This is a genomic window from Nonomuraea sp. NPDC050680, assembly GCF_040654555.1.
In the GTDB taxonomy this organism is placed as follows: Bacteria; Actinomycetota; Actinomycetes; order Streptosporangiales; family Streptosporangiaceae; genus Nonomuraea.
This window is the reverse complement of record NZ_JBFAIF010000004.1, coordinates 124,568-148,611: the sequence shown is the minus strand read 5'-3', so window position 1 is coordinate 148,611 and position 24,044 is coordinate 124,568. Positions and strand designations below refer to the sequence as shown.

General features: G+C 68.6%; 24 protein-coding genes. 12 read left to right on the top strand and 12 right to left on the bottom strand.

Annotated elements, in window-relative coordinates; all coding sequences use genetic code 11:
• Window positions 1-6: 6 nt before the first annotated feature.
• Complete coding sequence (locus AB0H88_RS16425) at window positions 7-759, bottom strand: ABC transporter permease (RefSeq protein WP_357645082.1); 753 nt, start codon at window positions 757-759, stop codon at window positions 7-9.
• Between the two features lie 74 nt (window positions 760-833).
• Window positions 834-1,613 carry an ATP-binding cassette domain-containing protein gene (locus AB0H88_RS16420; protein ID WP_357645080.1) on the bottom strand — a complete coding sequence of 260 codons (780 nt, stop codon included), beginning with the start codon at window positions 1,611-1,613 and terminating at the stop codon, window positions 834-836.
• 74 nt (window positions 1,614-1,687) lie between these two features.
• Here AB0H88_RS16420 and AB0H88_RS16415 point away from each other — a divergent pair, with 74 nt between their 5' ends.
• From AB0H88_RS16415 to AB0H88_RS16395, 5 genes are all read left to right on the top strand, one after another.
• The gene (locus AB0H88_RS16415) at window positions 1,688-2,326 is read left to right on the top strand and encodes a TetR/AcrR family transcriptional regulator (protein WP_357645078.1); all 639 of its coding nucleotides are present in this window, start codon (window positions 1,688-1,690) and stop codon (window positions 2,324-2,326) included.
• Window positions 2,327-2,338: 12 nt separating this feature from the next.
• Window positions 2,339-2,638 (top strand): DUF6204 family protein, encoded by a 300-nt coding sequence (locus tag AB0H88_RS16410; RefSeq protein ID WP_357646387.1) that lies wholly within the window; start codon window positions 2,339-2,341, stop codon window positions 2,636-2,638.
• 110 nt (window positions 2,639-2,748) lie between these two features.
• On the top strand, window positions 2,749-3,711 hold the full coding sequence (locus AB0H88_RS16405; RefSeq protein ID WP_357645076.1) for a MerR family transcriptional regulator: 963 nt from the start codon (window positions 2,749-2,751) through the stop codon (window positions 3,709-3,711).
• On the top strand, window positions 3,708-4,220 hold the full coding sequence (locus AB0H88_RS16400; protein ID WP_357645074.1) for a hypothetical protein: 513 nt from the start codon (window positions 3,708-3,710) through the stop codon (window positions 4,218-4,220). Before AB0H88_RS16405 ends, AB0H88_RS16400 begins: the two co-directional genes overlap by 4 nt.
• A 152-nt stretch (window positions 4,221-4,372) precedes the next feature.
• Complete coding sequence (locus AB0H88_RS16395; protein ID WP_357645072.1) at window positions 4,373-5,245, top strand: 5'/3'-nucleotidase SurE; 873 nt, start codon at window positions 4,373-4,375, stop codon at window positions 5,243-5,245.
• A gap of 96 nt (window positions 5,246-5,341) precedes the next feature.
• Here the strand turns inward: AB0H88_RS16395 and map are convergent, their stop codons facing one another.
• Window positions 5,342-6,109 carry a type I methionyl aminopeptidase gene (map, locus tag AB0H88_RS16390; protein WP_357645070.1) on the bottom strand — a complete coding sequence of 256 codons (768 nt, stop codon included), beginning with the start codon at window positions 6,107-6,109 and terminating at the stop codon, window positions 5,342-5,344.
• Between the two features lie 64 nt (window positions 6,110-6,173).
• Between map and AB0H88_RS16385 the strand changes: the two genes are divergently transcribed.
• Window positions 6,174-6,428 carry a helix-turn-helix transcriptional regulator gene (locus AB0H88_RS16385; RefSeq protein WP_357645069.1) on the top strand — a complete coding sequence of 85 codons (255 nt, stop codon included), beginning with the start codon at window positions 6,174-6,176 and terminating at the stop codon, window positions 6,426-6,428.
• A gap of 404 nt (window positions 6,429-6,832) precedes the next feature.
• Here the strand turns inward: AB0H88_RS16385 and AB0H88_RS16380 are convergent, their stop codons facing one another.
• Entirely contained in the window at window positions 6,833-8,017 is a 1,185-nt protein-coding gene (locus AB0H88_RS16380) for an NAD(P)/FAD-dependent oxidoreductase (protein WP_357645067.1), read from the bottom strand.
• A gap of 53 nt (window positions 8,018-8,070) precedes the next feature.
• On the opposite strand from AB0H88_RS16380, the gene AB0H88_RS16375 reads away from it, so the two are divergent.
• Window positions 8,071-8,763, top strand: a complete 693-nt coding sequence (locus AB0H88_RS16375) for a TetR/AcrR family transcriptional regulator (RefSeq protein ID WP_357645065.1) — start codon at window positions 8,071-8,073, stop codon at window positions 8,761-8,763.
• A gap of 99 nt (window positions 8,764-8,862) precedes the next feature.
• Here AB0H88_RS16375 and AB0H88_RS16370 read toward each other — a convergent pair whose 3' ends face one another.
• From AB0H88_RS16370 to AB0H88_RS16350, 5 genes are all read right to left on the bottom strand, one after another.
• Window positions 8,863-9,873, bottom strand: coding sequence for a tyrosine-type recombinase/integrase (locus tag AB0H88_RS16370; protein WP_357645063.1), 1,011 nt, complete (start codon window positions 9,871-9,873; stop codon window positions 8,863-8,865).
• 70 nt (window positions 9,874-9,943) lie between these two features.
• Window positions 9,944-11,512 carry a UDP-N-acetylglucosamine 1-carboxyvinyltransferase gene (locus AB0H88_RS16365; RefSeq protein WP_357645061.1) on the bottom strand — a complete coding sequence of 523 codons (1,569 nt, stop codon included), beginning with the start codon at window positions 11,510-11,512 and terminating at the stop codon, window positions 9,944-9,946.
• Window positions 11,490-13,193: an enoyl-CoA hydratase-related protein gene (locus tag AB0H88_RS16360; protein WP_357645059.1), complete on the bottom strand. Its 1,704-nt coding sequence runs from the start codon at window positions 13,191-13,193 to the stop codon at window positions 11,490-11,492. Before AB0H88_RS16360 ends, AB0H88_RS16365 begins: the two co-directional genes overlap by 23 nt.
• Before the next feature lie 528 nt (window positions 13,194-13,721).
• Window positions 13,722-13,976: a hypothetical protein gene (locus AB0H88_RS16355; protein ID WP_225292743.1), complete on the bottom strand. Its 255-nt coding sequence runs from the start codon at window positions 13,974-13,976 to the stop codon at window positions 13,722-13,724.
• Between the two features lie 870 nt (window positions 13,977-14,846).
• Window positions 14,847-15,221 (bottom strand): nuclear transport factor 2 family protein, encoded by a 375-nt coding sequence (locus tag AB0H88_RS16350; protein ID WP_357645056.1) that lies wholly within the window; start codon window positions 15,219-15,221, stop codon window positions 14,847-14,849.
• 8 nt (window positions 15,222-15,229) lie between these two features.
• Here AB0H88_RS16350 and AB0H88_RS16345 point away from each other — a divergent pair, with 8 nt between their 5' ends.
• The 3 genes from AB0H88_RS16345 to AB0H88_RS16335 are packed head-to-tail and all read left to right on the top strand — an operon-like array spanning window position 15,230 to window position 17,813.
• Entirely contained in the window at window positions 15,230-16,219 is a 990-nt protein-coding gene (locus tag AB0H88_RS16345; RefSeq protein ID WP_357645055.1) for an ATP-binding cassette domain-containing protein, read from the top strand.
• Window positions 16,219-16,977 carry an ABC transporter permease gene (locus tag AB0H88_RS16340; protein WP_357645052.1) on the top strand — a complete coding sequence of 253 codons (759 nt, stop codon included), beginning with the start codon at window positions 16,219-16,221 and terminating at the stop codon, window positions 16,975-16,977. Before AB0H88_RS16345 ends, AB0H88_RS16340 begins: the two co-directional genes overlap by 1 nt.
• A complete protein-coding gene (locus tag AB0H88_RS16335) occupies window positions 16,977-17,813 on the top strand; it encodes an ABC transporter permease (RefSeq protein WP_357645050.1) in 837 nt (278 codons plus the stop codon). Before AB0H88_RS16340 ends, AB0H88_RS16335 begins: the two co-directional genes overlap by 1 nt.
• A gap of 260 nt (window positions 17,814-18,073) precedes the next feature.
• Here the strand turns inward: AB0H88_RS16335 and AB0H88_RS16330 are convergent, their stop codons facing one another.
• Complete coding sequence (locus tag AB0H88_RS16330; RefSeq protein ID WP_357645048.1) at window positions 18,074-18,634, bottom strand: DUF1062 domain-containing protein; 561 nt, start codon at window positions 18,632-18,634, stop codon at window positions 18,074-18,076.
• 537 nt (window positions 18,635-19,171) lie between these two features.
• On the opposite strand from AB0H88_RS16330, the gene AB0H88_RS16325 reads away from it, so the two are divergent.
• Both AB0H88_RS16325 and AB0H88_RS16320 read left to right on the top strand, forming a co-directional pair.
• Window positions 19,172-20,806: a phospholipase A2 gene (locus tag AB0H88_RS16325; protein WP_357645046.1), complete on the top strand. Its 1,635-nt coding sequence runs from the start codon at window positions 19,172-19,174 to the stop codon at window positions 20,804-20,806.
• A 144-nt stretch (window positions 20,807-20,950) separates the two neighbouring features.
• Window positions 20,951-23,053 carry a S8 family serine peptidase gene (locus AB0H88_RS16320; protein ID WP_357645044.1) on the top strand — a complete coding sequence of 701 codons (2,103 nt, stop codon included), beginning with the start codon at window positions 20,951-20,953 and terminating at the stop codon, window positions 23,051-23,053.
• 87 nt (window positions 23,054-23,140) lie between these two features.
• Here the strand turns inward: AB0H88_RS16320 and AB0H88_RS16315 are convergent, their stop codons facing one another.
• Window positions 23,141-23,443, bottom strand: a complete 303-nt coding sequence (locus tag AB0H88_RS16315; protein ID WP_357645043.1) for a DUF952 domain-containing protein — start codon at window positions 23,441-23,443, stop codon at window positions 23,141-23,143.
• Window positions 23,431-23,985, bottom strand: a complete 555-nt coding sequence (locus tag AB0H88_RS16310) for a GNAT family N-acetyltransferase (RefSeq protein WP_357645041.1) — start codon at window positions 23,983-23,985, stop codon at window positions 23,431-23,433. The genes AB0H88_RS16315 and AB0H88_RS16310 overlap by 13 nt, the downstream gene beginning before the upstream one ends.
• Window positions 23,986-24,044: the final 59 nt, after the last annotated feature.

The following is a 24,044-nucleotide window of genomic DNA, read 5'->3' as shown; positions in this document are numbered from 1 at the left end:
CTCCGGTCAGGCCCGCCTGCGGCCGAACAGGCGGGCGCCGCCGAACACGCACACGGCCGCCAGGGCCACGGTGACGGCGGCACCGGCCAGCACGCTGCCATTGGCGTAGTGGCCCTGGAAGAGCTGCCGTACCGCCTCGACGGTGTAGCGCAACGGGATGACGCGGGAGGTGGCCTCCAGCCAGCCCGGCGCCAGGCTCATCGGCAGCAGCAGGCCCGACAGCAGCATGAGCGGCATGCCCGCGGTGTTGGCGATGGCCGCGAACTCCGGTGGTGTGCCGACGTTCATGGCCAGCCCGTAGGACAGGGCCGACAGGGCGGCGGCCAGGACGGCGACGAACAGCAGGCCCAGCACGATCCCGGCCAGCGGGGCGCGCAGCCCGAAGGCCACGCCGAGCACGACGAGCAGGATCGACTGGGCGATCAGCTGCACGACGTCGCGCAGCGTACGGCCCAGCAGCAGGGCCAGGGGGCTGACCGGGGTGACGCGCATGCGGTCGATGACGCCGAGGTTGCGCTCCACCAGCAGGCCGAGCCCGACGAACGAGCCGCCGAGCAGGGCGAGCTGGACGAGCACGCCGGGCACCAGCGCCTGCCAGGACGATCCGCCCACGCCGAGGTCGAGCCTGGTCAGCAGCGGGCCGAACAGTGTCAGGAACAGCAGCGGCTGCAGCATGCCGAACAGCAGGCTGGTCGTGGAGCGCAGCGTGGCGCGCAGGTAGCGGCCGAAGATGATGCCGGTGTCGGTGAGCAGGGTCATGAGGTCTGTGTTCCTGTGGGTCTGGATGGACAAGCTGGTCTGGATGGAAGGTGGGTCTAGATGGGCAGGTGGGTCTAGATGGGCAGGGGCTGGCCGGCGGTGGTGCGGCCGGTGATGGCCAGGAAGGCGTCCTGCAAGCTGGCGGCCGGATCGCCGGTGTGGCGGGACTTGAGCTCGGCGGGGGTGCCTTCGGCGACGACCGCTCCGGCGTCCACGACGACGATGCGGTCGGCGAGCGCGTCGGCCTCGTCGAGGTAGTGGGTGGTCAGGAAGACCGTGGTGTCGTGGTCGGCGCGGATGCGGCGGACCAGCTCCCACAGCTCGGCGCGGCTGCCGGGGTCCAGCCCGGTGCTCGGTTCGTCGAGGAAGAGCACCTGCGGCCGGTTGACCAGGCCCAGCGCGATCTCCAGGCGGCGGCGCTGGCCACCGGACAGGGCGGCGGTCGGCCGCTCCATCAGCTCCGCCAGAGCCAGGTCGCCGGCCAGCTCCTCGGCCCGCTCACCGGCCTGCCTCCTGGTCAGGCGGTGCAGCCGGCCCTGGGTGATGAGCTCCTCGCGTACGCCGCAGCCGGGGTCGAGGCCGCCGGACTGGGCGACGTAGCCGATGCGGCGGCGTACCCCGGCGGGGTCGGCGAGCAGGTCGTGCCCGGCCACCTGGGCGTGGCCGCCGCTGGGCGGCAGGAGGGTGGTGAGCATGCGCACGGTGGTGGTCTTGCCGGCGCCGTTGGGGCCGAGGAAGCCGAGGATCTCGCCGCGCCGCACGGTCAGGTCGATGCCGCGTACGGCGTGGACGGGGCCTTTGGCGAGGGTGAAGGTACGGGTCAGGCCCCGGACGTGGATGGCTGGTTCAGGCATGCCGCCGATAGAACCACACTCCACTCCAAAGTTGCAATCGACTTAAAGTTTGGAGTTGAGTTAAGCTATTCGGCATGACCGAGGGCTTGCGGGAACGCAAGAAGCAGCAGACCCGCCACCGCATCCGCGACGCCGCCACGACCCTGTTCGTCGAACGCGGCTTCGAACACGTCACCATCGCCGAAGTCGCCGCGGCGGCGGAGGTGTCCGTCAACACCGTCTACAACTACTTCCCGACCAAGGAGGACCTCGTCCTGCCGCCCGAGGAGGCCTCACCCCAGCGCCTGGCCGACATCGTGCGCCGGCGCCCCACCGGGCAGGCCGCCGTCCCCGCCGTGCTGGAGCACCTGCGCGAGGAGGTACGGCGGCGCGAACGCACAATCGGCCTGACCGACGGCTTCGGCCGCGTCTTCGACATGATGCGCGCCGCCCCCACCCTCACCGCCCGCCTGGGCGACCTCGGCCGGCAGATGACCGACGAACTGGCCGCCGTCCTGACCCAGGAGAGCGGCGCCGCGCCCGGCGACCCCCTGCCCCGCATGGTGGCCTGGCACATCGGCGGCTTCCACGCCCTGGTGTACGCCGAGATCGGCGAGCGCACCACCGCGCGGCAGAGCGCCGACACGATCGCCGCAGCCGTGCTCGAACTCATCGACGTCTACGAGGACCTGCTCGGAGAGCGTCTTCGCACCTACGCCACACGTAAGGACTGACCCTTGTTCAGAGTGACGATCCGAGGCACGTTCGAGGGCCTGGACGAGGCCGCGCGTGAGGCCGTACGAGCCGCGGCAGGCGCCGCCTTCACCGAGGCCGGGACGTTCACCCACGACCAGAGCGTGTCGGCGTTCACCTTCCGCTGCCAGATCCCCGCGGGCCCCGACGACGGCGAGCACGAGGCCACCGCGGCCGCGATGGCGGCCCTGGACGGCCACGGGTACTCCTACCGCCTGCTGCGCGTCGCGGTGACGGACATGCGCGACATCAAGATCCGCCGCAAGGGACGCCCGAGGACGACCTCGGGCTGAGCCCCCGCCACCGGCCACCCGGCACCCAGAAAAGGGCCCGCCGCGTTCATGTGAACGCGGTATACCTCAGGCACAAGCCCCAGCTGGACTCTCCCGCAGTGGGAGGCACCATGCTGGGGGACGTGGACGACGACCTCCTGCCGATCGGGCAGTTCGCCCGGCTCACCCGGCTGAGCGTGAAGCAGCTGCGGCACTACGACGAGATCGGACTGCTGCGGCCCGCCTGCGTGGACACCGCCACCGGCTACCGCTACTACCGCGCCGCGCAGGCCCGCACAGCGATGTCGATCGGGCTGCTGCGATCGCTCGACGTCCCGCTGCCCGTCGTCGGCCAGGTCCTGGCCGGCACCGAAGGCGCCCTGGAGTCCGTGCACGACTCACTGGAGGCCGAACTGGCCCGGCGGCGGCGCACGCTGGCCTCCCTGGAACGCGTCATGACCGACGGCCTGCCCGCCACCCAGGTCCGCATCGTCACCGAACCGGCCCACCGCGTCGCGCTCGTCCGCGAACGCGCCACCGGCACGGCCGACATCGGCCGCGCCACCAGCGCCGCGATGTCCCGCCTGACGGCCGGCCTGCTGTACGAGCCGCAGACCCGATCCGACGCGGGCACCGACGCGGGCTCCGACATGGGCTCCGACATGGGCTCCGACATGGGCTCCGACTCCGCAGCGCCCGCCGGGAACTCCGGCAGGAGCCCAGTTGCCGCTGACATGCCTGCAGCGCTCCCCGGTGGGGGAGTGGCGGCCGGCGGCCCGCGCTTGATCGGCCTGTTCCCCGTCGACCTGGCCGACGAGTTCGACGTGAGCGCCGCGCTCGTCCTGGCAGAGGGCTGGCAGGCCGGCGGGGGAGCACAGGTGGACGTACTGCCCGGCGGCACGTTCGCCGCCGCCACCCACCTCGGCCCCTACGACCAGATCTCCCTGACCGCCCACGCCGTCCTGGCCTGGTGCGCCGAACGCCGCCACCCCATGCGCGGCCCGATCCGCGAGGTGTACGTCTCCGACCCGGCCCGCACCCCGCCCGACCAGCTGATCACCCACCTGATGATCCCTTTGGAGGAGGAGTCATGAACCCCGAACTGACCACCCAAGGCCCCGTCACCTGCCTGAACGTCACCGGCCTGGGAGAGCCCGGCGGAACCGAGCACCTGTCCGCGATCAGCGCCCTGCACGCCGTCGCCGGCGCGATGGGCGGCCCCGCCGGACCGCTGGAGGGCCTGTGGTGGGTGGAGGACGAGCGGCCGGGGCTGCAGGTGCCGCGCGAGCAGTGGCGCTGGCACCTGCTGCTGCCCCTGCCCGCCGCACCCGAGCCCGGACGGCTGGAGCAGGCCCGCGAGTCCGTACGCGCGAGCGGCGCGGCCGTCGACCGCGTACGGGTGGCCGTCTTCACCGAGGGACCGTGCGTGCAGATGCTGCACCACGGCCCCTTCAGCGAGGAACCCGTGACGCTGAAGGCGATGGAGGAGTTCATGGACGAGCACGCACTGGTTCCCAACGGGCCGCACCACGAGGTGTACCTGACGGCCTTCGACGACCCCGACCCGCGCACGCTGCTGCGCCAGCCCGTCCGCCCGGCATGAACCGCCTCACCCGTTAATCAGGGGTTCATCTGGGGTCGCACGATCTTCCCCCGCCGCCGTGCCGCCTCTTACATTCCGAAGCGTCACCCCATCCCGAGCGTCACCGCGGACCCGCTCCGGCGCGAAGGTAAGAGCCGGCAAGGAGACAGACCGTGTTCAAGCGCATCGCCCTTATCCCCCTGCTGTTACTCACCTTCCTGGCAGTGGCGAACCCCGCCCCGGCCCAGGCGCACGAGCCGCGCCACCTGCGCATCCTGCTCACCAACGACGACGGCTACACCTCGGTCTACCTGCAAGGACTACGCCAGAAGCTGATCGAGGCGGGCCACGAGGTGACGGTCGTCGCCCCCGACAGCGACGTCAGCATCACCGGCACCGCGATCAACGCCAGGTTCGGCACCACGTTGCAGGCCACCCAGAAGGAGCCCGGCGTCTGGGCCGTCGGAGGCAGTCCCAGCGACGCCGTCGCGTTCGGGACGCGCGTCGTGTTCGCGGGCAACCCGCCGGACCTGGTGGTGTCGGGCCCCAACCCGGGCGAGAACGTCGCCGCGACCGCCAACTACTCCGGCACCGTCGCCGCGACGATCACCGCCATCACCGGCGGCATCCCGGCCGTGGCGGTCAGCGTCGCCAGGAGCGGCGGCTCCTTCCCCAGCGCCGACCAGTCGATCGCCTTCGCCGTCAAACTCGTCGACCGGCTGGCGGCGACCTCACGCGGCGCCGTCCTGCCCGCCCGCACCGCGCTGAACGTCAACTACCCCGTCACTCCCAACGGCAAGGTCACCGTCGCCAAGCTGGGGACCTCGCTGCCCTTCTCCACCGACTACACCCTCGACTCCACCGCGTGCGCCACCTGCTACCGCATCCTGCCCCTGCCGGCCGCCGCGCCCGACCCAGTGACCGACGCCGACCGCACCCTGCTGGCCGCGGGCGACGTCACCGTCACCCCGCTGGACGGCAGCTGGGAGGCGGGACCGGCCGCCGCCACGATCATCCGCCTGCGCCTCAACGCCCTGACCCCCTGACCCCCTGACCCTCAACCGGGAGCGCCTCCGGGAACGTTGCGGGCCCGTGGTACAGGAGACCACCACGGGCCCGCAACCGACCACACCACACGGCTCCTAAACTTCGGTGAGGATGACGGGCCCATCGTCGGTGATCGCCACCGAGTGCTCGCTATGGGACGCGCGCGAGCCGTCAACGGTCCGCAACGCCCACCCGTCGGAGGCCGGATGGTAGCGGCCGTCGCCGCCCGCGGTGAACATCGGCTCGATCGCCAGCACCATGCCCGGCCGCAGCACCAGCCCGCGGCCCGGCCGCCCATGGTTGGCCACGTGCGGGTCCTCGTGCATCCGCCGCCCGATCCCGTGCCCGCCGAAGTCGATCGGCACGCCATAGCCGCCCGCCACCGCGACCGAGGAGATGGCGTGCCCGATGTCGCCGATCCGGTTGCCCGGCCGCATCGCGGCGATGCCCGCCCGCAGCGCCTCCTGCGTCGCCTCGATGAGCGCCACGTCACGGACGCGCGGCAGCCCCACCACGAAGCTGACCGCCGAGTCGCCCGCCCACCCGTCAAGGTAGGCGCCGCAGTCGATGCTGACCAGGTCGCCGTCCTTGAGCCGGTAACGGTCCGGGATGCCGTGCACGATCACGTCGTTGATCGACGCGCAGATGACCGCCGGGTAGGGCGTCGGCGCGAACGGCGGGTGATAGTCCAGGAACGCGGGCTTGGCACCCGCCTCAGCGATGACGCCGGCCGCCACCTCGTCCAGCTCGTCGACCCGAACCCCCACCGCCGCGTGCTTGACGATCGCCTGCAGCGCCCGCGCCACCACGCGGCCCGCCTCGCGCATCGCGTCGATCTCCGCCGATGTCTTGATCTCCACCATGTCGATAACTATACCGGTATTTGTATCGCGCTGATCTGTGCATCCCGGCTGTAGACTTGCACGCATGGTCCGACCCTCGCTGACCCCCGAAGAGCGACGGCGCGGCGAGCAGCTCGGCCTGCTGCTGCGCGACGTGCGCGGCGACCGCAGCATCGTCGAGGTCGCCGCCGCGGCCGGGATGTCCGCCGAGACCCTCCGCAAGATCGAGACCGGCCGCATCCCCACGCCCGCCTTCTTCACCATCGCCGCCCTGGCCGACGTCCTCGGCGTCTCCCTCGACCACCTCGCCCTTCGGCTCACCCCCGCCACACCCGCCTGAGCGAGACGAAACCGGCGCCCGCCTCACCGATCACCGCCGCCGCACCCGCCCAAGCCGGGCGGGACCGGGGGCGAGGAACCGGCGGACAGCCGTCGGCGTGCGAAGGATCGTGGTGGCAGCGAGCGAGGCTGCTCCTGGCCATGAAGATCCTTCAGCTCCTCACCCGGCTCCGGCGTCGGCGTGCGGCGCGGATTCGGCGATCTGGTCAGAGATCTGGTCAGAGATCTGGTCAGAGATCTGGTCAGAGATCTGGTCAGAGAGCAGGGCGTACGGCTGGGTGGTCTCGGTGAAGGCGTGGCCGAGGCTGCGGCGGGCGGCCTCGATGGAGCGCCGGCGTTGACGAGTTCGGCGCCGCGCTGCCCCGTGAAGCCGTGGCGAGCCGCTGGCGCTCTCGCGCCTGCCGGTCAGGACGACTGGACTTCGTCGAAGAGGGCCAGGGCTTGGGCGGGGTCAGAGCTCACGAGGCGTTCCAGGCCGGCCGCCGTGATCTCCGCCCACCTGCCGGCCCGCGCCCACATCTGCTCCTCGAAGACGCGGACAGCCTTGTCCAGATCGCCAGAGCCGGCGGCGGCGGCGATGGACTCGGCGAGTTCGGCGCCTTCCAGCATCGCGAGGTTTGCGCCCACCCCCAACGGGGGCATCAGGTGGGCGGCGTCGCCCAGTAGCGTCACCCCGGGGACGTGGGCCCAGGTGTGGGACACGGGCAGGACGTACAAGGGGCGGTGGACGAAAGCGGCGCCCTGGCACAGGAGGTCGAGGACGGGAGCGGCCCAGCCGTCGAACAGGGCCAGCAGGCTCGATCGCACGGCCTCGACGTCGGCTAGGTCCAGGTTCGCGTCCATGCCCGCGTCCAGGCCCGCGCGCAGGTCCTGGTCCATATGCCAGTCCGGGTTCGTGTGCCAGTCCAGTGGCGCGCGGAACTTGGCGTACACCTTGACGTGGCCGCCGCTGTTGCGCTGGGCGACGAGAGAGCGGTTCGCGCCGTACACGGCCACGGAGCCGTCGCCGATCAGCCGGGCGAGGTCGGGGTGGCGGGTGTCGACGTCGTCCAAGGAGGTCTCGACCGAGGTGATGCCGGTGTAGTGCGGCGTCGCGGAGGAGAGTGCCGGGCGGACCCGGGACCAGGCGCCGTCCGCGCCGACCACGAGGTCGAAGGTCTCCTGTCGCCCGTCCGCGAAATGGACCAGCACGCCATCCCGGGTCCCCGGCACCACCTCCGTCACGCCCCGCCCCCACTGAACCTCCAGAGGGCCGAGCAGCAGGTCACGGAGTTGCCCGCGGTCGATCTCGGGATTGGCCCGGTCATCCGGACGGGGTCGCCAGTCGCGCAGGACGGTCCCGTCGGTGTCCAGGATGCGCATGGCCTGCCCCTCGGGACGGGACAGCGCCTGGTACCCCGCCAGCAGCCCCGCCTTGTCCAGCGCGAGCTGGCCCAGCTTTTCGTGCAGGTCCAGCGTGCCGCCCGGGGGACGGGCGTCAGGGGCGGGATCGCGTTCGAGGACGGTGACGGGGTGATCAAGGCGGTGCAGGACGCGGGCGAAGGTAAGGCCGGCGGGGCCGGCTCCCACTGCGGCGATACGATGTCTCATGTCGATATACTGTATTTTACCAATACAGTGTATCGCAACAGTACGATGTAACCATGACTGTGTGGGACCGGCCGGAGCCGCCGACACGCCCCGCCCCGCTCGACCGGGAGCGCATCGTCGCCGCCGCCATCGCGCTGGCCGACGAGGGCGGGCTGGAAGCGGTGTCGTTGCGCAAGGTCGCCGCCCGGCTGGACGCCGGCCCGATGCGACTGTACGGATACATCTCCACCAAAGAGGAACTGTTCGACCTCATGGTGGACGAGGTCCACGCCGAGATCCTCCCCGAGGAGCAGCCCGGCGACTGGCGAGAGGCGCTGCGCACCCACGCCCACCGCACCAGGCAGGCCACCCTGCGTCACCAATGGCTGGCCGACCTGCTCGGCGGCCGTCCGACCCTGGGCCCCAACGCCCTCGCCGTGACCGAGGCAACACTGGCCGCCCTCGACGGCCTCGCCGACCTCGACACCGTCATGCGCGCCGTGGAGACCGTCGGCGCCTACTACACCGGCGCGATCAGACGCGAGATCGCGAACCTGCGGGCCGAGCGCGCCACGGGCCTGTCCAAGCGCGACTGGCAGCGCGCCTCCGGCCCGCATCTGAGGAAAATGCTGGACACCGGCCGCTTCCCGGCACTGACCAAGGCCGTCTACGACGGCACCGAGGTGGACGCCGAGGAGTCCTTCGCGACCGGCCTGGACTGGATCCTCGACGCCGTCGCCGCCAAACTCGCCCGGCCGCCGGCGTGACACTCAGGATCTCCAGGTGACATCCATGGCCCCGCACGACTGCGCACCCACCTGCGCGACCGACTCAAAGCACTACATCACCCGCGACAGCGGGCCCGCTCACCGATCCGGGTCGGCCCGCTTCAACAACGGATGCGCCCGCATCGCCCCCTCCAGCTCACCCGGCAACTCATCGCGGTAACGCCCCAGCGTCGACAGATCACTGTGCCCCAGCACCCGCCGCACCGCGTCCATGTCCACCGCGTCCGCCAGCAGATGCGTCGCCGTCGTATGCCGCAACCCATGCGGCGTCACCGACCGGCGCTGCTCGGCCGCCACCCGCCGCTGCACCCGATCGATCACCGCCTGCACATCACCACGCGCCAGCCGCCGCCCCCGCCACGACAACAACAACGCCTTGTCCGGCAACGCCGCCCGCTCCCGCGCCAGATAAGCCTCCAACGCCAACGCCACATCGTGGGGGAGCGGCACATCCCGGGTGCGGCCCCCCTTGCCGAAGATCCGCCAATAACGCACCCCGTCATTGGTGTAGAAATCCTCGACATTGGCCCGCACCAGCTCCGACACCCGCGGCCCCAGCGTCGACAACAGCAACACGATCAACGCATCACGCAACTCCGTCCGCTGATCACGCCGCCCCGCCGCCGGCGCCTCACCCGCCGAGCGCGCCGCCCCGATCAACCCCTGCGCCTGCTCCCGCGTCAACGCCCGCCGCTCGGGACGCAACCCGCCCCGCTCCCTGGCCGTCACCGTCGACAACGTCATCGGATTGATCTGCACCCAACCCGCCAGCGACGCGTACTTGAACAACGCCGAGATCGAACGCCGAAACCGCGCCTGCGACGACGGACTCTGCCCCCCGCCACCCACCGAACGCCGGCCGTCCGGCCTACGCGCGAACGCCAGCAAGATCGCGTCGACGTCCTCACCCGACAGATCGTCCAGCACCGTCGACTCCCCGGCCAACGCCACCAACGTCGCCACATCACGCGCATACAGCTCCGCCGTCGCCTGCGACAACGCCCCCGTCAACGTCTTGGCCCGCACCAGCTCCACATAGCGATCGGCCGCCTCCACCACCGTCAGCCGATCCAGCTCAGCAGGCCGCACCGTCCCCCCTCACCGAAGATCCACCGAAGATCCACACAGGCAGACGGTAGCGGGCCCCACCGACAGAAAATCAGATGTCGCGGAAGGTCTCGATCCGCGCCCCCAGCGCGTTCAGCCGCTCGGCCAGATCCTCATACCCCCGGTTGATGACGTACACATTGCGCAGCACCGACGTGCCCTCGCCCGCCATCATCGCCAGCAACACCACCACCGCAGGCCGCAGCGCCGGCGGGCACATCATCTCCGCGCTGCGCCAGCGCGTCGGACCCTCCACCAGCACCCGATGCGGATCCAGCAACTTCACCGACGCCCCCAGCCGGGTCAGCTCCGTCAGATAGATCGCCCGGTTGTCATAGACCCAGTCATGGATCAGCGTCGAACCCTGCGCCGTAGCCGCGATCGCCGCGAAGAACGGCACATTGTCGATGTTCAGCCCCGGGAACGGCATCGGATGGATCTTGTCGATGGGGGAGACCAGCTTCGAAGGCCGCACCGTCAGATCCACCAACCGCGTCCGCCCGTTGGCCGCCGCGTACTCCGCGCCCCGATCGTGATCGAGGCCCATCTCCTCCAGCACCGCCAGCTCGATCTCCAGGAACTCCACCGGCACCCGGCAGATCGTCAGCTCCGACGACGTCACCACCGCCGCCGCCAGCAGGCTCATCGCCTCCACCGGGTCCTCAGAGGGGGAGTAGTCGACATCCCGATCGATCGAGGCCACCCCGTGAACCGTCAGCGTCGTCGTGCCGACACCCTCCACCCGCACACCCAGCTCCTCCAGGAAGAAGCACAGGTCCTGCACCATGTAGTTGGAGGAGGCGTTACGGATCACCGTCACACCATCGTGGCGCGCCGCCGCCAGCAGCGCGTTCTCCGTCACGGTGTCACCCCGCTCGGTCAGCACGATCGGCCGCGACGGCGACACCCCCCGGTCCACCCGCGCGTGATAGAAACCGCCCGTCGCCGTGATGTCCAGCCCGAAATGCCGCAACGCCGACATGTGCGGCTGCACCGTACGAGTCCCCAGGTCACAGCCGCCCGCGTACGGAATCTGGAACTGATCCGTACGATGCATCAACGGCCCCAGGAACATGATCACACTCCTGGTACGCCGCGCCGCCTCGGTGTCCATCGCCTCCAGCTCCAGCCGAGCCGGAGGCACGATCTCCAGATCGCTGCCCTCGTTGATCCACCGCGCCCGCACCCCGATCGAGGCGAGCACCTCCAGGATCCGGTAGACCTCCTCGATCCGCGCCACCTTACGCAGAATCGTCCGCCCCGAGGTCAGCAGCGACGCGCACAGCAGCGCCACGCACGCGTTCTTGGAAGTCTTGACATCGATGCTGCCCGACAGGCGCCGCCCGCCCACCACCCGCAGATGCATCGGCCCGGCATAGCCCAGCGACACGATCTCACTGTCGAGCGCCTCACCGATCCGGGCGATCATCTCAAGACTGATGTTCTGGTTACCGCGCTCGATCCGGTTCACCGCGCTCTGGCTCGTCGCCAGAGCGTCCGCCAGCTGCAGCTGCGTCCACCCACGGTGCTGGCGCGCGTCGCGAATCAACCGGCCGATCCGCACGAGATAATCATCAGTCATAACACGACAACATATCTCACATATGAGATGCGGCCGCACCCGACCCCGCCGACGCGCCGGACAACTCCCGATGCACCGCCAGATGATCCGGCGTCGCCACCACCTTACGCTTGTGCACGAACGCCTGACGCGCCTGCCGGAACCCATTACGGTCATCGAACATGTCCCGGCTCATCTCCGCCAGCTCCTCCACCCGATAAGCCTCCAACGGCTTACGCCGCTCATCGGCCTCCCGCGCCTCCCGCTTGATCCCCAGCAGCCGCTCATAATCATCCCCGGCCGCCAACCGCTCGGCATACTCCAGCACCGACCGCTCGAACTCCAGCCGCGAGCCCGCCATCATCCGATCGGCCAGCCCCAGCTCCACCGCCTGCGCCGCACCCACCGGCAACGCCTCACCCGTCAACCGCCCCGCCACCGACGCACCCACCCGCCGAGGCAGCACGTACGTCCAGAACTCCGACCCGAACAACCCCATCGTCCGATAGTGCGGATTCAACACCACACCCTCACGCACCAAAACCCGATCCGCGCCCAGCCCCATCATCACGCCACCCGCGCCCGCGTTACCGCCCACCGACGTCACCACCAGCTGCCCCGTGCACGCGATCACCTCACGACACACCTGATTGATCGCATTGATGTTCATCCACGCCTCCAGCTCCGGATGACGCGCCGCCTCGATCACATTCAGATGGATGCCGTTGGAGAACACCTCACCACCCCGCACCACCAGCACCCGCGTATCCTGCGCCGCCGCGTACCGCAACGCCGACGCCAGCCGCCGGCACTGCTCGGTCGACATCGCGCCGTTGTAGAAGTCGAAACTCACCACCCCCACCGCGTCACTACGGTCATAGGTCACCTCGCTGTAACCCGGCCGCTCCTCCAGCCCCGCCACCCGATCACCCAGCACCATCGCCGCCGGCAACTTGATCGCCCCCGGCTCCTCCGCCCGCAGATGCCCCACCCACACCGTCCCATCACCGGTATGCACCAGCACCGCGCCCTCACGCCGCGCCACCACCGACCCCGGCGTCCCCACCACCACCGGACCCCGATACACATCGAACACCCGCATCAACCGCCCCTCCAGCAGCACCCGCCCGCCCGGCGCCCCGTCAGCCGAACGCACCCGGCGCAGCACCGCGTCCGTCGGCTCCGACCAGGAGAACTCCCGGTCGCCATGCCGCATCGCCGGCCGCAACCGCCCCCGCACCAGCGGCGAACGATAATCCAGCGGCACCGGCACGAACGCCGCGTCCATCGCCTTGGCCGCCACCTCCACCACCAGCTCCACCGCCGCATCGGCCACCGGCCCGTTGTAGAGCGCGGACTTACGCGGCGGCTCGGTCGGCATCGCGAACGTCCTGAACCCCCAGATCGGCCCCGCGTCCATCTCCTCCACCGCCTGCAGCGCCGTCACGCCCCACTCCGGCTCGGCGTCGGCGATCGCCCAGTCCAGCGAGGACGGGCCACGGTCACCGGGCGGCCCGGGGTGAATGATGATCGTCCGGTGGTTCTGCCACAGCGGGGCCGGGACCTTCTCCTTCAGGAACGGGCAGATGATCAGGTCGGGTTTGGCCAGCTGGGCCGCCTCCAGCATCACCTGCTCCGAGACGGCCAGCTCGACGGTGACGTCGTGACCGGCCCTGCGCAGTTCCAGCCAGGCGCGCTGGGTCAGGCCGTTGAAGGAGGAGCAGAGCAGCAGAATACGCAAGGGAGAGCTTCTTTCAGGCGGGTCGTTCGAGGGTGACGGGGGCACGCCCTGTGCGAGCCCGGGGGAGAGGGGCCGGCTCAGCCGGGCACACCTGGGCGCGGGTGACCCCACCGGTCCCACATGTTTACGGCAGTCCCATATAGCCCGTACATGCCTTCGATGCTGACATGAACCAGCAAGTGCTGATGACACATCTGCGCAAAAATCCGCCCGGACCAGCCCCAAATAACCAGATTTGTCGGAATCGAATGTGGGGGAGAGGCCCCGAAGCCCCCTGCTACGTTCCGACAGCTAGGCCCGCCGCGCGACCGAAACCCGGCACCGGACCGCCTGACACTTGCGGCACCCCGCCGGGATTCCGCCCCTTCTGCGCTGGCTTTCTGTCCTGTCGCAAAAGGGGCCCAACTTCACCGGCCACCGTGACCCGGCACCCGGTCCCTGCGGGAACCGCATCGCGCACGTGGCGCGGCTGTATGCGATACCAGACAGAATCCCGCTTCTGTCTGGTATCGCATATTTTCGGGTGATTTAGAGGCGGTTGACGAAGCGGGCGGCGGCGCGCTGGCTCATGCCGGTCTCGCCGCGTACGAGGAAGACGGCCTCCTGGAGCTGGCCGAGAGCCTTCATCTCGCGCGCCTGGTCGACGAGGTCGGGGCTGGGGGTGGGGCGGTTGCGGGGGTTCCTGGTCAGTCGGACGGCCAGGATGATCAGGTAGATGGCCAGGGCGGTGACGACGGCGGTGAGCGCTACGAGACCCGCGGTGGAGATCGCCAGGCTGTGCATCTCTCGATCGTAACGCCGCCCGCCGGAGATCAGCGGCGCAAAGACGCCCGGATGACGATGAAGGTGATGATCGCGACCACAGCGATGATCAGTGCGAAGATGAGCAGTATCTCCGTGGGTCCTAAGTTCGGCATATTTCTCAGTCTAGGTGGCAACAAGATGCCGTATGCGGGACATGTTTGATTGCTTGATAATGAACATTATGTCAAGTAGCGCTCTTCGAGAGGGGTCCTGACTCGGGGTGGGTCGGCGGATGCGCATAGTGACGTTGGTCACCCTGGTCCTCGCACCGTCGATCGGTGGCGGACGGGTCCTGGCCAGGGGGTGTTACGGGAGGTGACGGCCGCTTCTGGTGGGCCGGCGCGGTTCTTGATCATTACGGTGCGTGAGGCCGCCATGCTCTGACCGATAGGTTGACCTTCGGTTGATTCACTGTCCTTGCTGGCTGGATCGCCTTAGGGTGGGAAATCTGCTATCGCGCCGCGAGAGGAGCAGCACGTGGGGAACCAGTCGGTGTTATGTCCGGTGTGTCAGGGAGTTCTGCCCGCTACGGGCCGGGAGTCCTATACGACACTGCGAGGTCGTCTTATTGTGACGAACGGTTACTGCGGAGGTGGTTGCGCCGAGCGGCGGGCCGAGATGGAGCGGACGCAGCAGATGACGCGTCCTTCGGCCCCGGTTGGGCAGGCCGCTCCCCCGGTGGCTCCCGCGCCTTCTCTGGCTCCTGTCGCCGGTCCGGCGCGGGCGCGGGTGGGGGGCTGATCGTTTTTGTGCCGGTGCCCGGTTCTGTGCGGGTGCCGGGGCGGGTCTTCGGGCCCGATTTGTAGAGGTTTTGTTGCGTGTGTGGGCTGACCGCTTCTTTGTGCGTGGTCATACGTGGCCTTGTGTGGTGTGCCAGTAGTCGCGGGTCTGTACGGCGAGCCCGTCGGAGTCGAAGCGGGCGATGACGCAGCCCGCGAGGGTGATGGGTGTGCCGTCGTCGGTGGCGTGGACGCGGAATTCGATGACCGCCTGGTCGCCGTCCACGATGGGGGTGGCGAAGGTGACGTGTGGTGCGGTTTCGGTGCTGAAGGACCAGCGGATGTAGTCCGTTATGGCGCCTCTCCCCCGGTGTGGTGGCCGGAAGGGCATGGAGGTGTGGACCGCGTCGTGGTGGTAGAGGGTGGCGATGCGGTCGGTGTCGTGGTGGGTCCAGCCGTGCTGCCAGGTGTCGGCGAAGCGCTGGGCGGCTGCTCGGGTGTTCATGGGTCTCAGTGTGGCGGCGTTTAACCGGTCGATTCTGTCGGTGGCGTTGGTTATGGTCTGAGCTCGTGTCTGGTGAGCAGTCGCTGGTCCGCGCGCGTGGGCTGGTGAAGCGGTTTGGGGATTTCGTCGCGGTCGACGGGATCGATATCGACGTGGCGCCTGGTGAGGCGTTCGGGTTCCTGGGTCCCAATGGGGCGGGTAAGTCGTCGACGATGCGGATGATCAGTTGCGTGTCGATGCCGTCGGCGGGTGAGTTGCGGATCTTCGGGCTGGATCCGGTGCGGGAGGGGCCGCGGATTCGGGGGCGGCTGGGTGTCTGCCCGCAGCTGGACAACCTGGATCCTGATCTGACGGTTCGCGAGAATCTGACGACGTACGCTCGTTATTTCGGGTTGTCGCGGGCGCAGGCGCGGGCCCGGGCCGAGGAGCTGCTGGAGTTCGCGCAGCTGAGTGATCGGGCCTCGAGCCGGGTGGAGCCGCTGTCGGGCGGGATGAAGCGGCGGCTGACGATCGCGCGGGCGATGGTGAACGAGCCGGATCTGGTGTTGCTGGACGAGCCGACGACGGGGCTGGATCCGCAGGCGCGTCATCTGCTGTGGGAGCGGTTGTTCCGGTTGAAGCAGCGGGGTGTGACGCTGGTGCTGACCACGCACTACATGGATGAGGCCGAGCAGTTGTGCGATCGGCTGGTGGTGATGGACGGTGGGCGGATCGTGGCCGAGGGGTCGCCGCGTTCGCTGATCGAGGCCCATTCCTCGCCCGAGGTGGTGGAGGTGCGCTTCGGCGGGCAGGAGTTGGCGGATTTCGTGGCGCCGCTGGCCGGGATCGGTGATCGGGTGGATGTGCTGCCGGATCGGATCTTGGTGTACGCCAAGGACGGGGACGCGGCGGTGTCGGAGGTGCATCGGCGTGGGTTGGTGCCCTCCAGTGTGCTGGTGCGCCGTTCGTCGCTGGAGGATGTGTTCCTTCATCTGACGGGCCGGACGTTGGTGGAGTGATGGCGCATCCGACGGTGGCGGTGCTGGAGCGGCATCTGACGCTGTACAAGCGGTTGTGGCGGGCGTCGTTGTTCTCGTCGTTCGTGTTGCCGGTGCTGTTCCTGGCCAGTATCGGGCTGGGGGTGGGCGGTTACGTCGGTGAGGTGGGCGGCGTGCCGTACGTGGAGTGGATCGTGCCGGGGGTGCTGGCTTCGACGGCGTTCCAGATGGCGGTCGGCGAGTGTACGTATGCGGTGTTCGGTGAGTTCCGGTGGAATCGCGGGGCGCATGCGATGTTCGCGACGCGGGTGTCGGTGTGGGACATGGTCGGTGGCTGGCTGCTGTACATCGTGTTCAGGGTCGAGATCGCGGTGGTGGTGTTTCTGCTGGTGGTGGGGGTTTTCGGGGCGTTGTCCTCGCCGTGGGTGGTGCTGACGCCGCTGGTGGCGGCGTTGCTGGCGGTGGCTGTGGCGGCGCCGGTGACGGCGTTCTCGGCGACGATCGATCATGACAGTTATTTCGCGTTGCTGTTCCGGTTCGTGATGTTGCCGTCGACGTTGTTCGCGGGGGTGTTCTTCCCGGTGGAGCAGTTGCCGGTGCTGGCGCGGCCGGTGGCTTATGTGTCGCCGTTGTGGCATGGGGTGGAGTTGGCGCGGGCGGCGACGTCGGGGGCCGCTCCCCCGTGGCCGGTGTGGGCGCATGCCGGGTACCTGGTGGTCTTCGCGGCGGGTGGGCTGTGGTGGGCGGGTTACGCGTTCCGTAAGCGACTTCAGGACTGATGATGGTGACGTTGGCGGTGGCCCGGCGGCTGGTGTCCGGCCGGGTTTCGGCGGGTCGTGTGTCGGCGGGCCGGGTGGGTGCGGTGGTGGGCCGCAATGTGGGCGCGTTGCGTTCGGGTGCTTCGTACTGGCTGGTTCTGGTCTCGGGGTTCTTCGAGCCGCTGCTGTATCTGCTGTCGATCGGCGTGGGTGTGGGTGCGCTGGTGGGCCGGATCCCGTTGGGTGATGGCCGGGTGGTGTCCTATGCGGTGTTCGTGGCGCCGGCGATGCTGGCGGTGTCGGCGATGAACGGGGCGTTGTCGGAGACGACGTTCAACTTCTTCTTCAAGATGCGTTATACGAAGACGTTCGAGGCGGTTTTGGCGACGCCGGTGCGGCCGATCGAGGTGGCGCTGGGTGAGTTGAGCTGGGCGATGGTGCGCAGCTCTGTTTACACGGCGTTGTTCCTGGTGGTGATGGTGGTGCTGGGGCTGGCCGAGCCGGTGTGGGCGCTGGCGGCGTTTCCGGCGACGATGCTGGTGGGGGTGTCGTTCGGCGCGCTGGGGATGGCGGTGTCGACGGTGCTGCGTGGCTGGCAGGATTTTGATCTGATGACGGCGGCGCAGTTCTCGTTGTTTCTGTTTTCCGGCACCTTCTCCCCCGTGGCGGATTATCCGGGGGTGTTGGAGGTGGTGGTGCGGGTGACGCCGCTGTATCACGCGGTGGAGTTGGTGCGGGGTCTGGCTTCGGGTGTGCCGGAGTGGGGGTTGCTGGGGCATGCGGGTTATCTGGTGGTGATGGCGGTGGCGGGGTTGTGGTTCGCGGCGGCGCGGATTCAGCGGGTGTTGTGCGCGTAGGGGTGGATTCAGTGCCTGGCGAGCCCCTGGGTGCATCTGCGCATCGCGTGGCAGGCTGACCGGGGCGGGCCGCGGTGGCGGCTGGGGAAGAGCCGGCGGGTGTGCTGTTTGTCGCCTGGTGCCGGCCTGGTACCGGCCCCCAAGTACCGGCCCCCAGTACTGGCGCTGCGGTCGCCGAGACCTCTGGGTGGATCTGTGTCGAGCCGGCCGAGGCAGAGCACGGCACGGCCGTGTTCTGCCTCGGCGGACAGCGTCTGGTCCTACTGGAGCGACCACACCAGGACGAATGAGAAGTCCAGTTTCGTCCTGCGGTTCAGCGGGATGTCGATCTTGACTCTGCGGGCGATCTCAGTACGGCTGATGCCCAATCCATGAGCGATGAGCCGTTCGGGGCGGACTGGTACGGGATCGTCGAAGGTGACCGTGATCTTCAGGGGCCACGGATCCTCGGGGACGGGAGGTGCGTGGAGTTCCCAGCACCCGTCCCAGGCGAGCGCGAACCGGTTGCGCCGGGCGGTCAGCGGGTCGAGAAGGGTCTCGGCGACGAGGGTAGGTGAGTTGGCCGTGTAACCGGCCAGGAGGTCAGCGGGCAGTGTGTGGACCGGGACGCGGTCGTGGACGGTGAGTTTGCTGGTCCGGTCGCAGGAAACGCAGTTGACCAGGAGCCAGACGTCGAGGAGTTTGCCGTTGGCGTTGACGCGGAATCTGCCGTTGCCGGTGGTGGCGTGGCCGCAGGGGCAGGCCACGCAGCGGAGGGCGAGCAGGGGCAGGCGGGTGCGTCGCACGGCCCAGGGCAGCGCGATATGGGGATGTGAAGACATGATCTCTCTGAAGACCTGACGAAGGGCATGGAAAACGGAGCCGACGGCGTCGTCGGCGACCAATGCGCAGGTGGGTGTCAGGTCTAAAGAGCAGGCGGCGTCATGCGCGCGAAGTCCTCACGTTGGGGTGAGAGTCCAAGCTAGGCGATCACCATCTGCGAGGTCCACCCGTTTTCGGGGGCACCGTTCAGCGGGAGGGTGAGGATGGGACGCGGGGTTCCAGATCGAGTCGGCTCGTCTGTCTGGCGGCGGTCACTTTACTGTGGTCCCGTACTCGTGAATGGCTGAATATGTCTTCATGCCGGGCCGTGGGGTCATTATTATCGAAGGCCCCACACGATCGCCATAAATTCGCCATAAGCTCACTATAAAGTGCCTCTGACCTGCGGAAACTTATAAACAATTCCCATCCGAGGTATGGCGCCACCGGCGATTTAACATCGTACCGTGAAATTGTCAATCTCTTGTCAAAGCGATTTACCAGCGCTTATCCTCCAGGTGATCAGATCACTTTTTAGCTATACCGGGAGGCACCACTTGCGCCGATTAGCGCTCCCCGTCGCCGTCACGGCGATGCTTATCCCCTTCCTCGCCCCAGAGGTCTCCGCCGCCACGGTCACCTCGAATGTCTCCGCCGCCGTGCTGGCCGACCCGCCGCCGGCCGACGTGCAGGAGATCGGCCCCGGCCAGTACTCCGCCGACAACCAGACCTTCAAGCTCACCGAGCTGGACGTGTCGGCGGGCGCTATCAGCCGCAAGCACGGTGTGGCGCTGGCCGGTGGCGATCTGGCCCGGCCGCAGTCGGCTCCGGCCACCCGCCCTGAGCTGGGTGTTTTCGGGCCGAGCTGGCAGGCAGAGTTCGCCGGTGGTCAGATCAACCGGAAGCTGGAGAACCAGAACGGCACTCTTGTCGTCACGGAACTCGATGACGGGACCTCGACCCGCTACCCCTTGAAGAGCAGCGTGTCCTTCCCTGACGGTGGCGGTATCCAGACCTACCAGGCCGACAGTGGATCCAAGATCACTGAGACCACCAGGTGGGACGCGAACGTCGGCGCGATGCGTACCACGACGATCGAGACGCTCGTGTCGGATGTGGGTGCCCAGGAGGCGGACGACGACACCTTCACCAACGCCGACGGCACTCCGGTCAGCGCCGGTGACCTCCAGCTGACCTACACCTGGTCACGGCCGGCCGGGGCGCCGAGCGCCGACCCCTGGCGCGTGACCGATGTGGGCAGCGCCGCCTTCGGCAAGTCCTCGATCACCTATGACACCCAGGGCCGGGTCAGCACCGTGAAGGAGCCGGCCGGCGTGTCGGACCCCGCGTCGGTCACCAAGTTCACCTACGCCACGGCCACCACGGCCACCGGCACCTCCAACGGCGACTTCGCGGGCCGGCTCAAGGAGGTCGCGGTCACCTACGGAAGCGAGACGCCGCAGACCGAGGCGAGCTACTCCTACGACCCGAACGGCCTGCTGCGCACGGTGAGCGACCCCAGCGTCGGCGTCGTGCAGGGGACTTACTCCTATGACCCGGTGGGACGTCTGTCGTCGATCGATTCCGTCACCAACGGCGGGTGGGAGCTGTCCTTCCCGGCGGGTGTCGCGGCTCCCCAGGTGACCGCGACCGGTACCGACATGCCGGCCAACGGCGGGACGACCGTGGGCGCGGCCGGGCTCGACGACCCCAACGCCACCGAGCCGCCGGCCGGTGACTTCCTGCCGGATGGTGTGGATCCCCCGCAGTCCTACCCGAAGAAGTGCAGCACGGCCGCGACCTGGATGTGGTACACGAAGTCGGGCTGCTCGGCTTGGGCGTGGCATGGCGGCAAGTGGCGTAAGCCCGACTGGAAGCGGACCGCCAGTGGCTTCAAGGTCAGGGGTATCTATTACGACCACTGCACGAAGTCTCCGGACAAGCCGCATAACTTCGATATGCGGCCTGCCTGTGACTCCCACGACTATGGGTACGGCCTGATCGCCAACAAGAAGAAGCACTACAGGTACTACCTCGACAACACCCGTGCGCGAAAGCTCGACGTGGACAACCGCTTCTACATCACGATGCGTGACAAGGTGTGTGGCGGCTACTTCATCCTGGTGCGGCCCGACTGCAGGGCGTGGGCCTGGACGTACTACCAGTTCGTCAAGAAGTACGGCAACCCCTGAGAACTGCGCGAGCCCGACGTGACTCCTGAGCTCTGACCTTTTCGGGGGTTTCCCTCGGCCGGATGGCGGCTTCGGTCGCCGTCCGGCCACCCCTCATGCCGGCGTCGTCTCCCTGCACCTCTTTCATGTAAGGCGCGGTACGTCATGAAATTACGAGTCTTATCCTGTGTCATCGCGGCGCTGGCGACCATGGTGCTCGCGAGCGGGCCGGTCCAGGCGGCAGCGGGCCCGCCCACGGCTCCCGCAGCGTCCGCTTCGGCCGTACAGCAGACCCCTTCGACCGTACAGCAGGGCACTTCGACCGCTCAGCAGGGCACTTCGGCGGCCCCCTATATCGAACCCCAGCTCAGTGCGCGGGTGGCCGCGGCGGGCAAGATCCGGGTGAATGTCGTCAGCAAGACCCTCGCCGACCTGCCGGACGCGGCTTCCAGCGGCCAGGTCGTTCAGCAGCTGACTCGTTTCCCGCTGATCACCCTGCATGTCGACCAGGCCGGGCTGGACCGGCTGGCCAAGCTGCCCAGCGTGGTGAGCGTGAGCGAGGACAAGCCGGTGCGGCCGGTGCTGGCCGAGAGTGTCCCGCTGATCGGCGCGGACAAGACCAGGGCGGCGGGCAAGACGGGCGCCGGCAGCGTGGTGGCCGTGCTGGACACCGGCGTCGCGGTCAATCACCCCTTCCTCAAGGACCGGGTGCTGGAGGAGGCCTGCTTCTCCCCCATCGACGCCGACTACTCCGCCACCAGCCTGTGTCCCGACGGCACCGCCGAGCAGGAAGGTCCCGGTGCGGCCGACGCCGACCAGGGCCCGTGCGCCGATGCCGCGCTGGACTGCGACCACGGTACCCACGTGGCCGGCATCGCGGTCGGCGACGGCACGGGCGTGACCGGCGCCCCGCCGGCCGGCGTCGCGCCCGGCGCTGAGGTCGTCGCCATCCAGGTGTTCAGCAAGTTCACCTCCGAAGACCTGTGCGGGGCGGGTGCGGCCCCGTGCGTGCTCAGTTTCACCAGCGCTCAGCTCGCCGGCTTGGAGAAGGTGCTGGAGCTGAAGGACGAGGGGGTGCCGCTGGTGGCCGCCAACCTGAGCTTGGGTGGTGGCCAGTACACCGCCGCCTGCGACGGTGACCCGCGCAAGGCGATCATCGACGGTCTGCGTACCGCGGGTGTGGCCACGGTGATCGCGGCCGGTAATGACGGCTTCGGCACCGCCGTGGCCGCGCCGGCTTGTGTGTCCTCGGCCATCACCGTCGGTGCGACCACCGATCAGGATGGTGTGGCCGCTTTCAGTAACCGCGGCGCTCTGCTGGATCTGTTCGCTCCTGGTGTGTCCATCGTCTCCTCCGTGCCCGGTAACAAGTGGGCCTCCTTGAACGGCACTTCGATGGCCGCCCCGCACGTGACCGGCGCTTTGGCGGTGTTGCGCCAGGCCATGCCCGACGCGCCGCTGGCCCAGCTCGAGACCGCTTTGAAGAGCACCGGTAAGGCCATCGCCTACAACGGCGTGACCACTCCCCGTATCCAGGTGGACGCCGCCGTGCTCGGGAAGGCTCCTGACGCCGGCGCCTGGCCCGTTCCGTACTACGAGAACATGAAGGACATCGCGATTCCCGACCATGGCACCGTGACGTCGTCCATCGCGGTCGCCGGCCTGCTCGGCAGCGCGCCCGCCACTACCGAGGTGTACGTCGACATTCACCACTCCTGGCGTGGCGAGCTGAAGATCGACCTGCTCGCTCCGGATGGCAAGGTCTACCCGTTGCAGGCCAATGACCCCAATGACAGCGCCGACATTCTGCACGAGACCTATCAGGTCAATGCCAGCGCGTCCCCGGCCAGTGGTACGTGGAAGCTGCGGGTGCAGGACGTCGAATATCTCGACACCGGTTTCATCGACGGCTGGTCGATCCGGCTGCCATGCTTCGGTAACTGGGACGACACCGCCATCCCCGATCCCGGTGTCGCCGAATCCGGTATCGTCCTGGCCTGGATCAACGGCAACGCCCCCACCCGTTCCCGGGTTCATGTCGAGATCGACCACACCTGGCGCGGTGACCTGAAGCTCGATCTGGTCGCGCCGGATGGCAAGGTGTATCCGCTGCGCGCCGCCGATGCCAAGGACGGCACCGACAATATTGACGAGAGTTACTGGGTGAACGCCAGCGCTTCGGCGGCCAATGGCACCTGGAAGCTGCGTGCGGAAGATCTCGCCAAGGGCGACAAGGGCTTCATCAACGGATGGACCCTGACGCTGTAGTGGTTGCGGGGCGGCTGCTCGCGTTCGTTGTGGCGGGCAGCCGGTCCGGCCCGAAGGTCCGCTCGGGGGCGAGCGCGCGGAGGAAGGTCAGGCGTAGGGGTGTACGGCGGTGACCGAGTTGAGCGGCAGTGGGCCGTACAGGTGGGGGAAGCCGTTTTCGAGGCGGATGTCGAGTCCGGCGGGGTCGATCTGGAGGATGAGCAGCGGCTGGGTGAGGTGGCCGTAGAAGGCGGTGTGCACGCCGTGGAGTTGGTCGAGGTCGCGGCTGCAGTGGATGAAGCCTTCTTGGTCGAGGGTGCGGCCGAGGGTGGAGATGCGGTACTCCCCCGCCGGCTGGGCGTCGGCCCAGTCGGCGGCCAGGGCGAGGTGGAGGATGTTTATGGTGTCCATTCGGAGTCGAGCATGGCATAGATGACCTCGGAGGACCATTCGCCTTTGACCTGCTCGTTGTCGATGAGGTGGGCTTCGCGGCGCATGCCGAGTTTCTCCAGGACGCGGCCGGAGGCGGTGTTGCGGGCGTCGAGGCGGCCGACGATGCGGTGCAGGCCGAGTCCTTCGAAGCCGAGTCGGAGCAGTTCGCGGCCGACTTCCGGGGCGTAGCCGCGGCGGTGGTGGTCGGGGTGCAGGATGTAGCCGATCTCGCCTTGGCGGTGCTGTTGGCTGGTCCAGATCAGGACGCCGTTGCCGATGAGTTGGCCGCTCTCGCGCAGGGTGATGGCGAGGTCGAGGGCGTCGCCTTCGTTCAGGAGGGCGACGCGGGTGATCTTCTTTTCGAGGAAGGTGCGTACGGTGTCGAGGTCGCGGGGTTCCCAGTAGAGGTAGCGGGCGACGTCGGGTCGGGACTCGTAGGCGTGCAGCGGGTGGAGGTCGTCGGGGGTGAAGGGGCGCAGCAGGAGGCGGTCGGTGAGGATCGGGTAGTGGGGTTTGAGCACGGGGGCAGTGTAGATAACCCGGCTTCGGGGCGCGAGAGGTTTTCGTCGGGCGAGCGGGC

Excerpts from the sequence above, each read along its gene's own strand:
- AB0H88_RS16380 (WP_357645067.1), bottom strand. The coding sequence starts at position 8,017 with ATGAGACATCGTATCGCCGCAGTGGGAGCCGGCCCCGCCGGCCTTACC.
- AB0H88_RS16340 (WP_357645052.1), top strand. The coding sequence starts at position 16,219 with ATGGCGCATCCGACGGTGGCGGTGCTGGAGCGGCATCTGACGCTGTAC.
- AB0H88_RS16425 (WP_357645082.1), bottom strand. The coding sequence starts at position 759 with ATGACCCTGCTCACCGACACCGGCATCATCTTCGGCCGCTACCTGCGC.
- AB0H88_RS16335 (WP_357645050.1), top strand. The coding sequence starts at position 16,977 with ATGATGGTGACGTTGGCGGTGGCCCGGCGGCTGGTGTCCGGCCGGGTT.
- AB0H88_RS16375 (WP_357645065.1), top strand. The coding sequence starts at position 8,071 with ATGACTGTGTGGGACCGGCCGGAGCCGCCGACACGCCCCGCCCCGCTC.
- AB0H88_RS16405 (WP_357645076.1), top strand. The coding sequence starts at position 2,749 with ATGCTGGGGGACGTGGACGACGACCTCCTGCCGATCGGGCAGTTCGCC.
- AB0H88_RS16415 (WP_357645078.1), top strand. The coding sequence starts at position 1,688 with ATGACCGAGGGCTTGCGGGAACGCAAGAAGCAGCAGACCCGCCACCGC.
- AB0H88_RS16350 (WP_357645056.1), bottom strand. The coding sequence starts at position 15,221 with ATGAACACCCGAGCAGCCGCCCAGCGCTTCGCCGACACCTGGCAGCAC.
- map (WP_357645070.1), bottom strand. The coding sequence starts at position 6,109 with ATGGTGGAGATCAAGACATCGGCGGAGATCGACGCGATGCGCGAGGCG.
- AB0H88_RS16420 (WP_357645080.1), bottom strand. The coding sequence starts at position 1,613 with ATGCCTGAACCAGCCATCCACGTCCGGGGCCTGACCCGTACCTTCACC.
- AB0H88_RS16330 (WP_357645048.1), bottom strand. The coding sequence starts at position 18,634 with ATGTCTTCACATCCCCATATCGCGCTGCCCTGGGCCGTGCGACGCACC.
- AB0H88_RS16385 (WP_357645069.1), top strand. The coding sequence starts at position 6,174 with ATGGTCCGACCCTCGCTGACCCCCGAAGAGCGACGGCGCGGCGAGCAG.
- AB0H88_RS16315 (WP_357645043.1), bottom strand. The coding sequence starts at position 23,443 with ATGGACACCATAAACATCCTCCACCTCGCCCTGGCCGCCGACTGGGCC.
- AB0H88_RS16400 (WP_357645074.1), top strand. The coding sequence starts at position 3,708 with ATGAACCCCGAACTGACCACCCAAGGCCCCGTCACCTGCCTGAACGTC.
- AB0H88_RS16320 (WP_357645044.1), top strand. The coding sequence starts at position 20,951 with ATGAAATTACGAGTCTTATCCTGTGTCATCGCGGCGCTGGCGACCATG.
- AB0H88_RS16355 (WP_225292743.1), bottom strand. The coding sequence starts at position 13,976 with ATGCACAGCCTGGCGATCTCCACCGCGGGTCTCGTAGCGCTCACCGCC.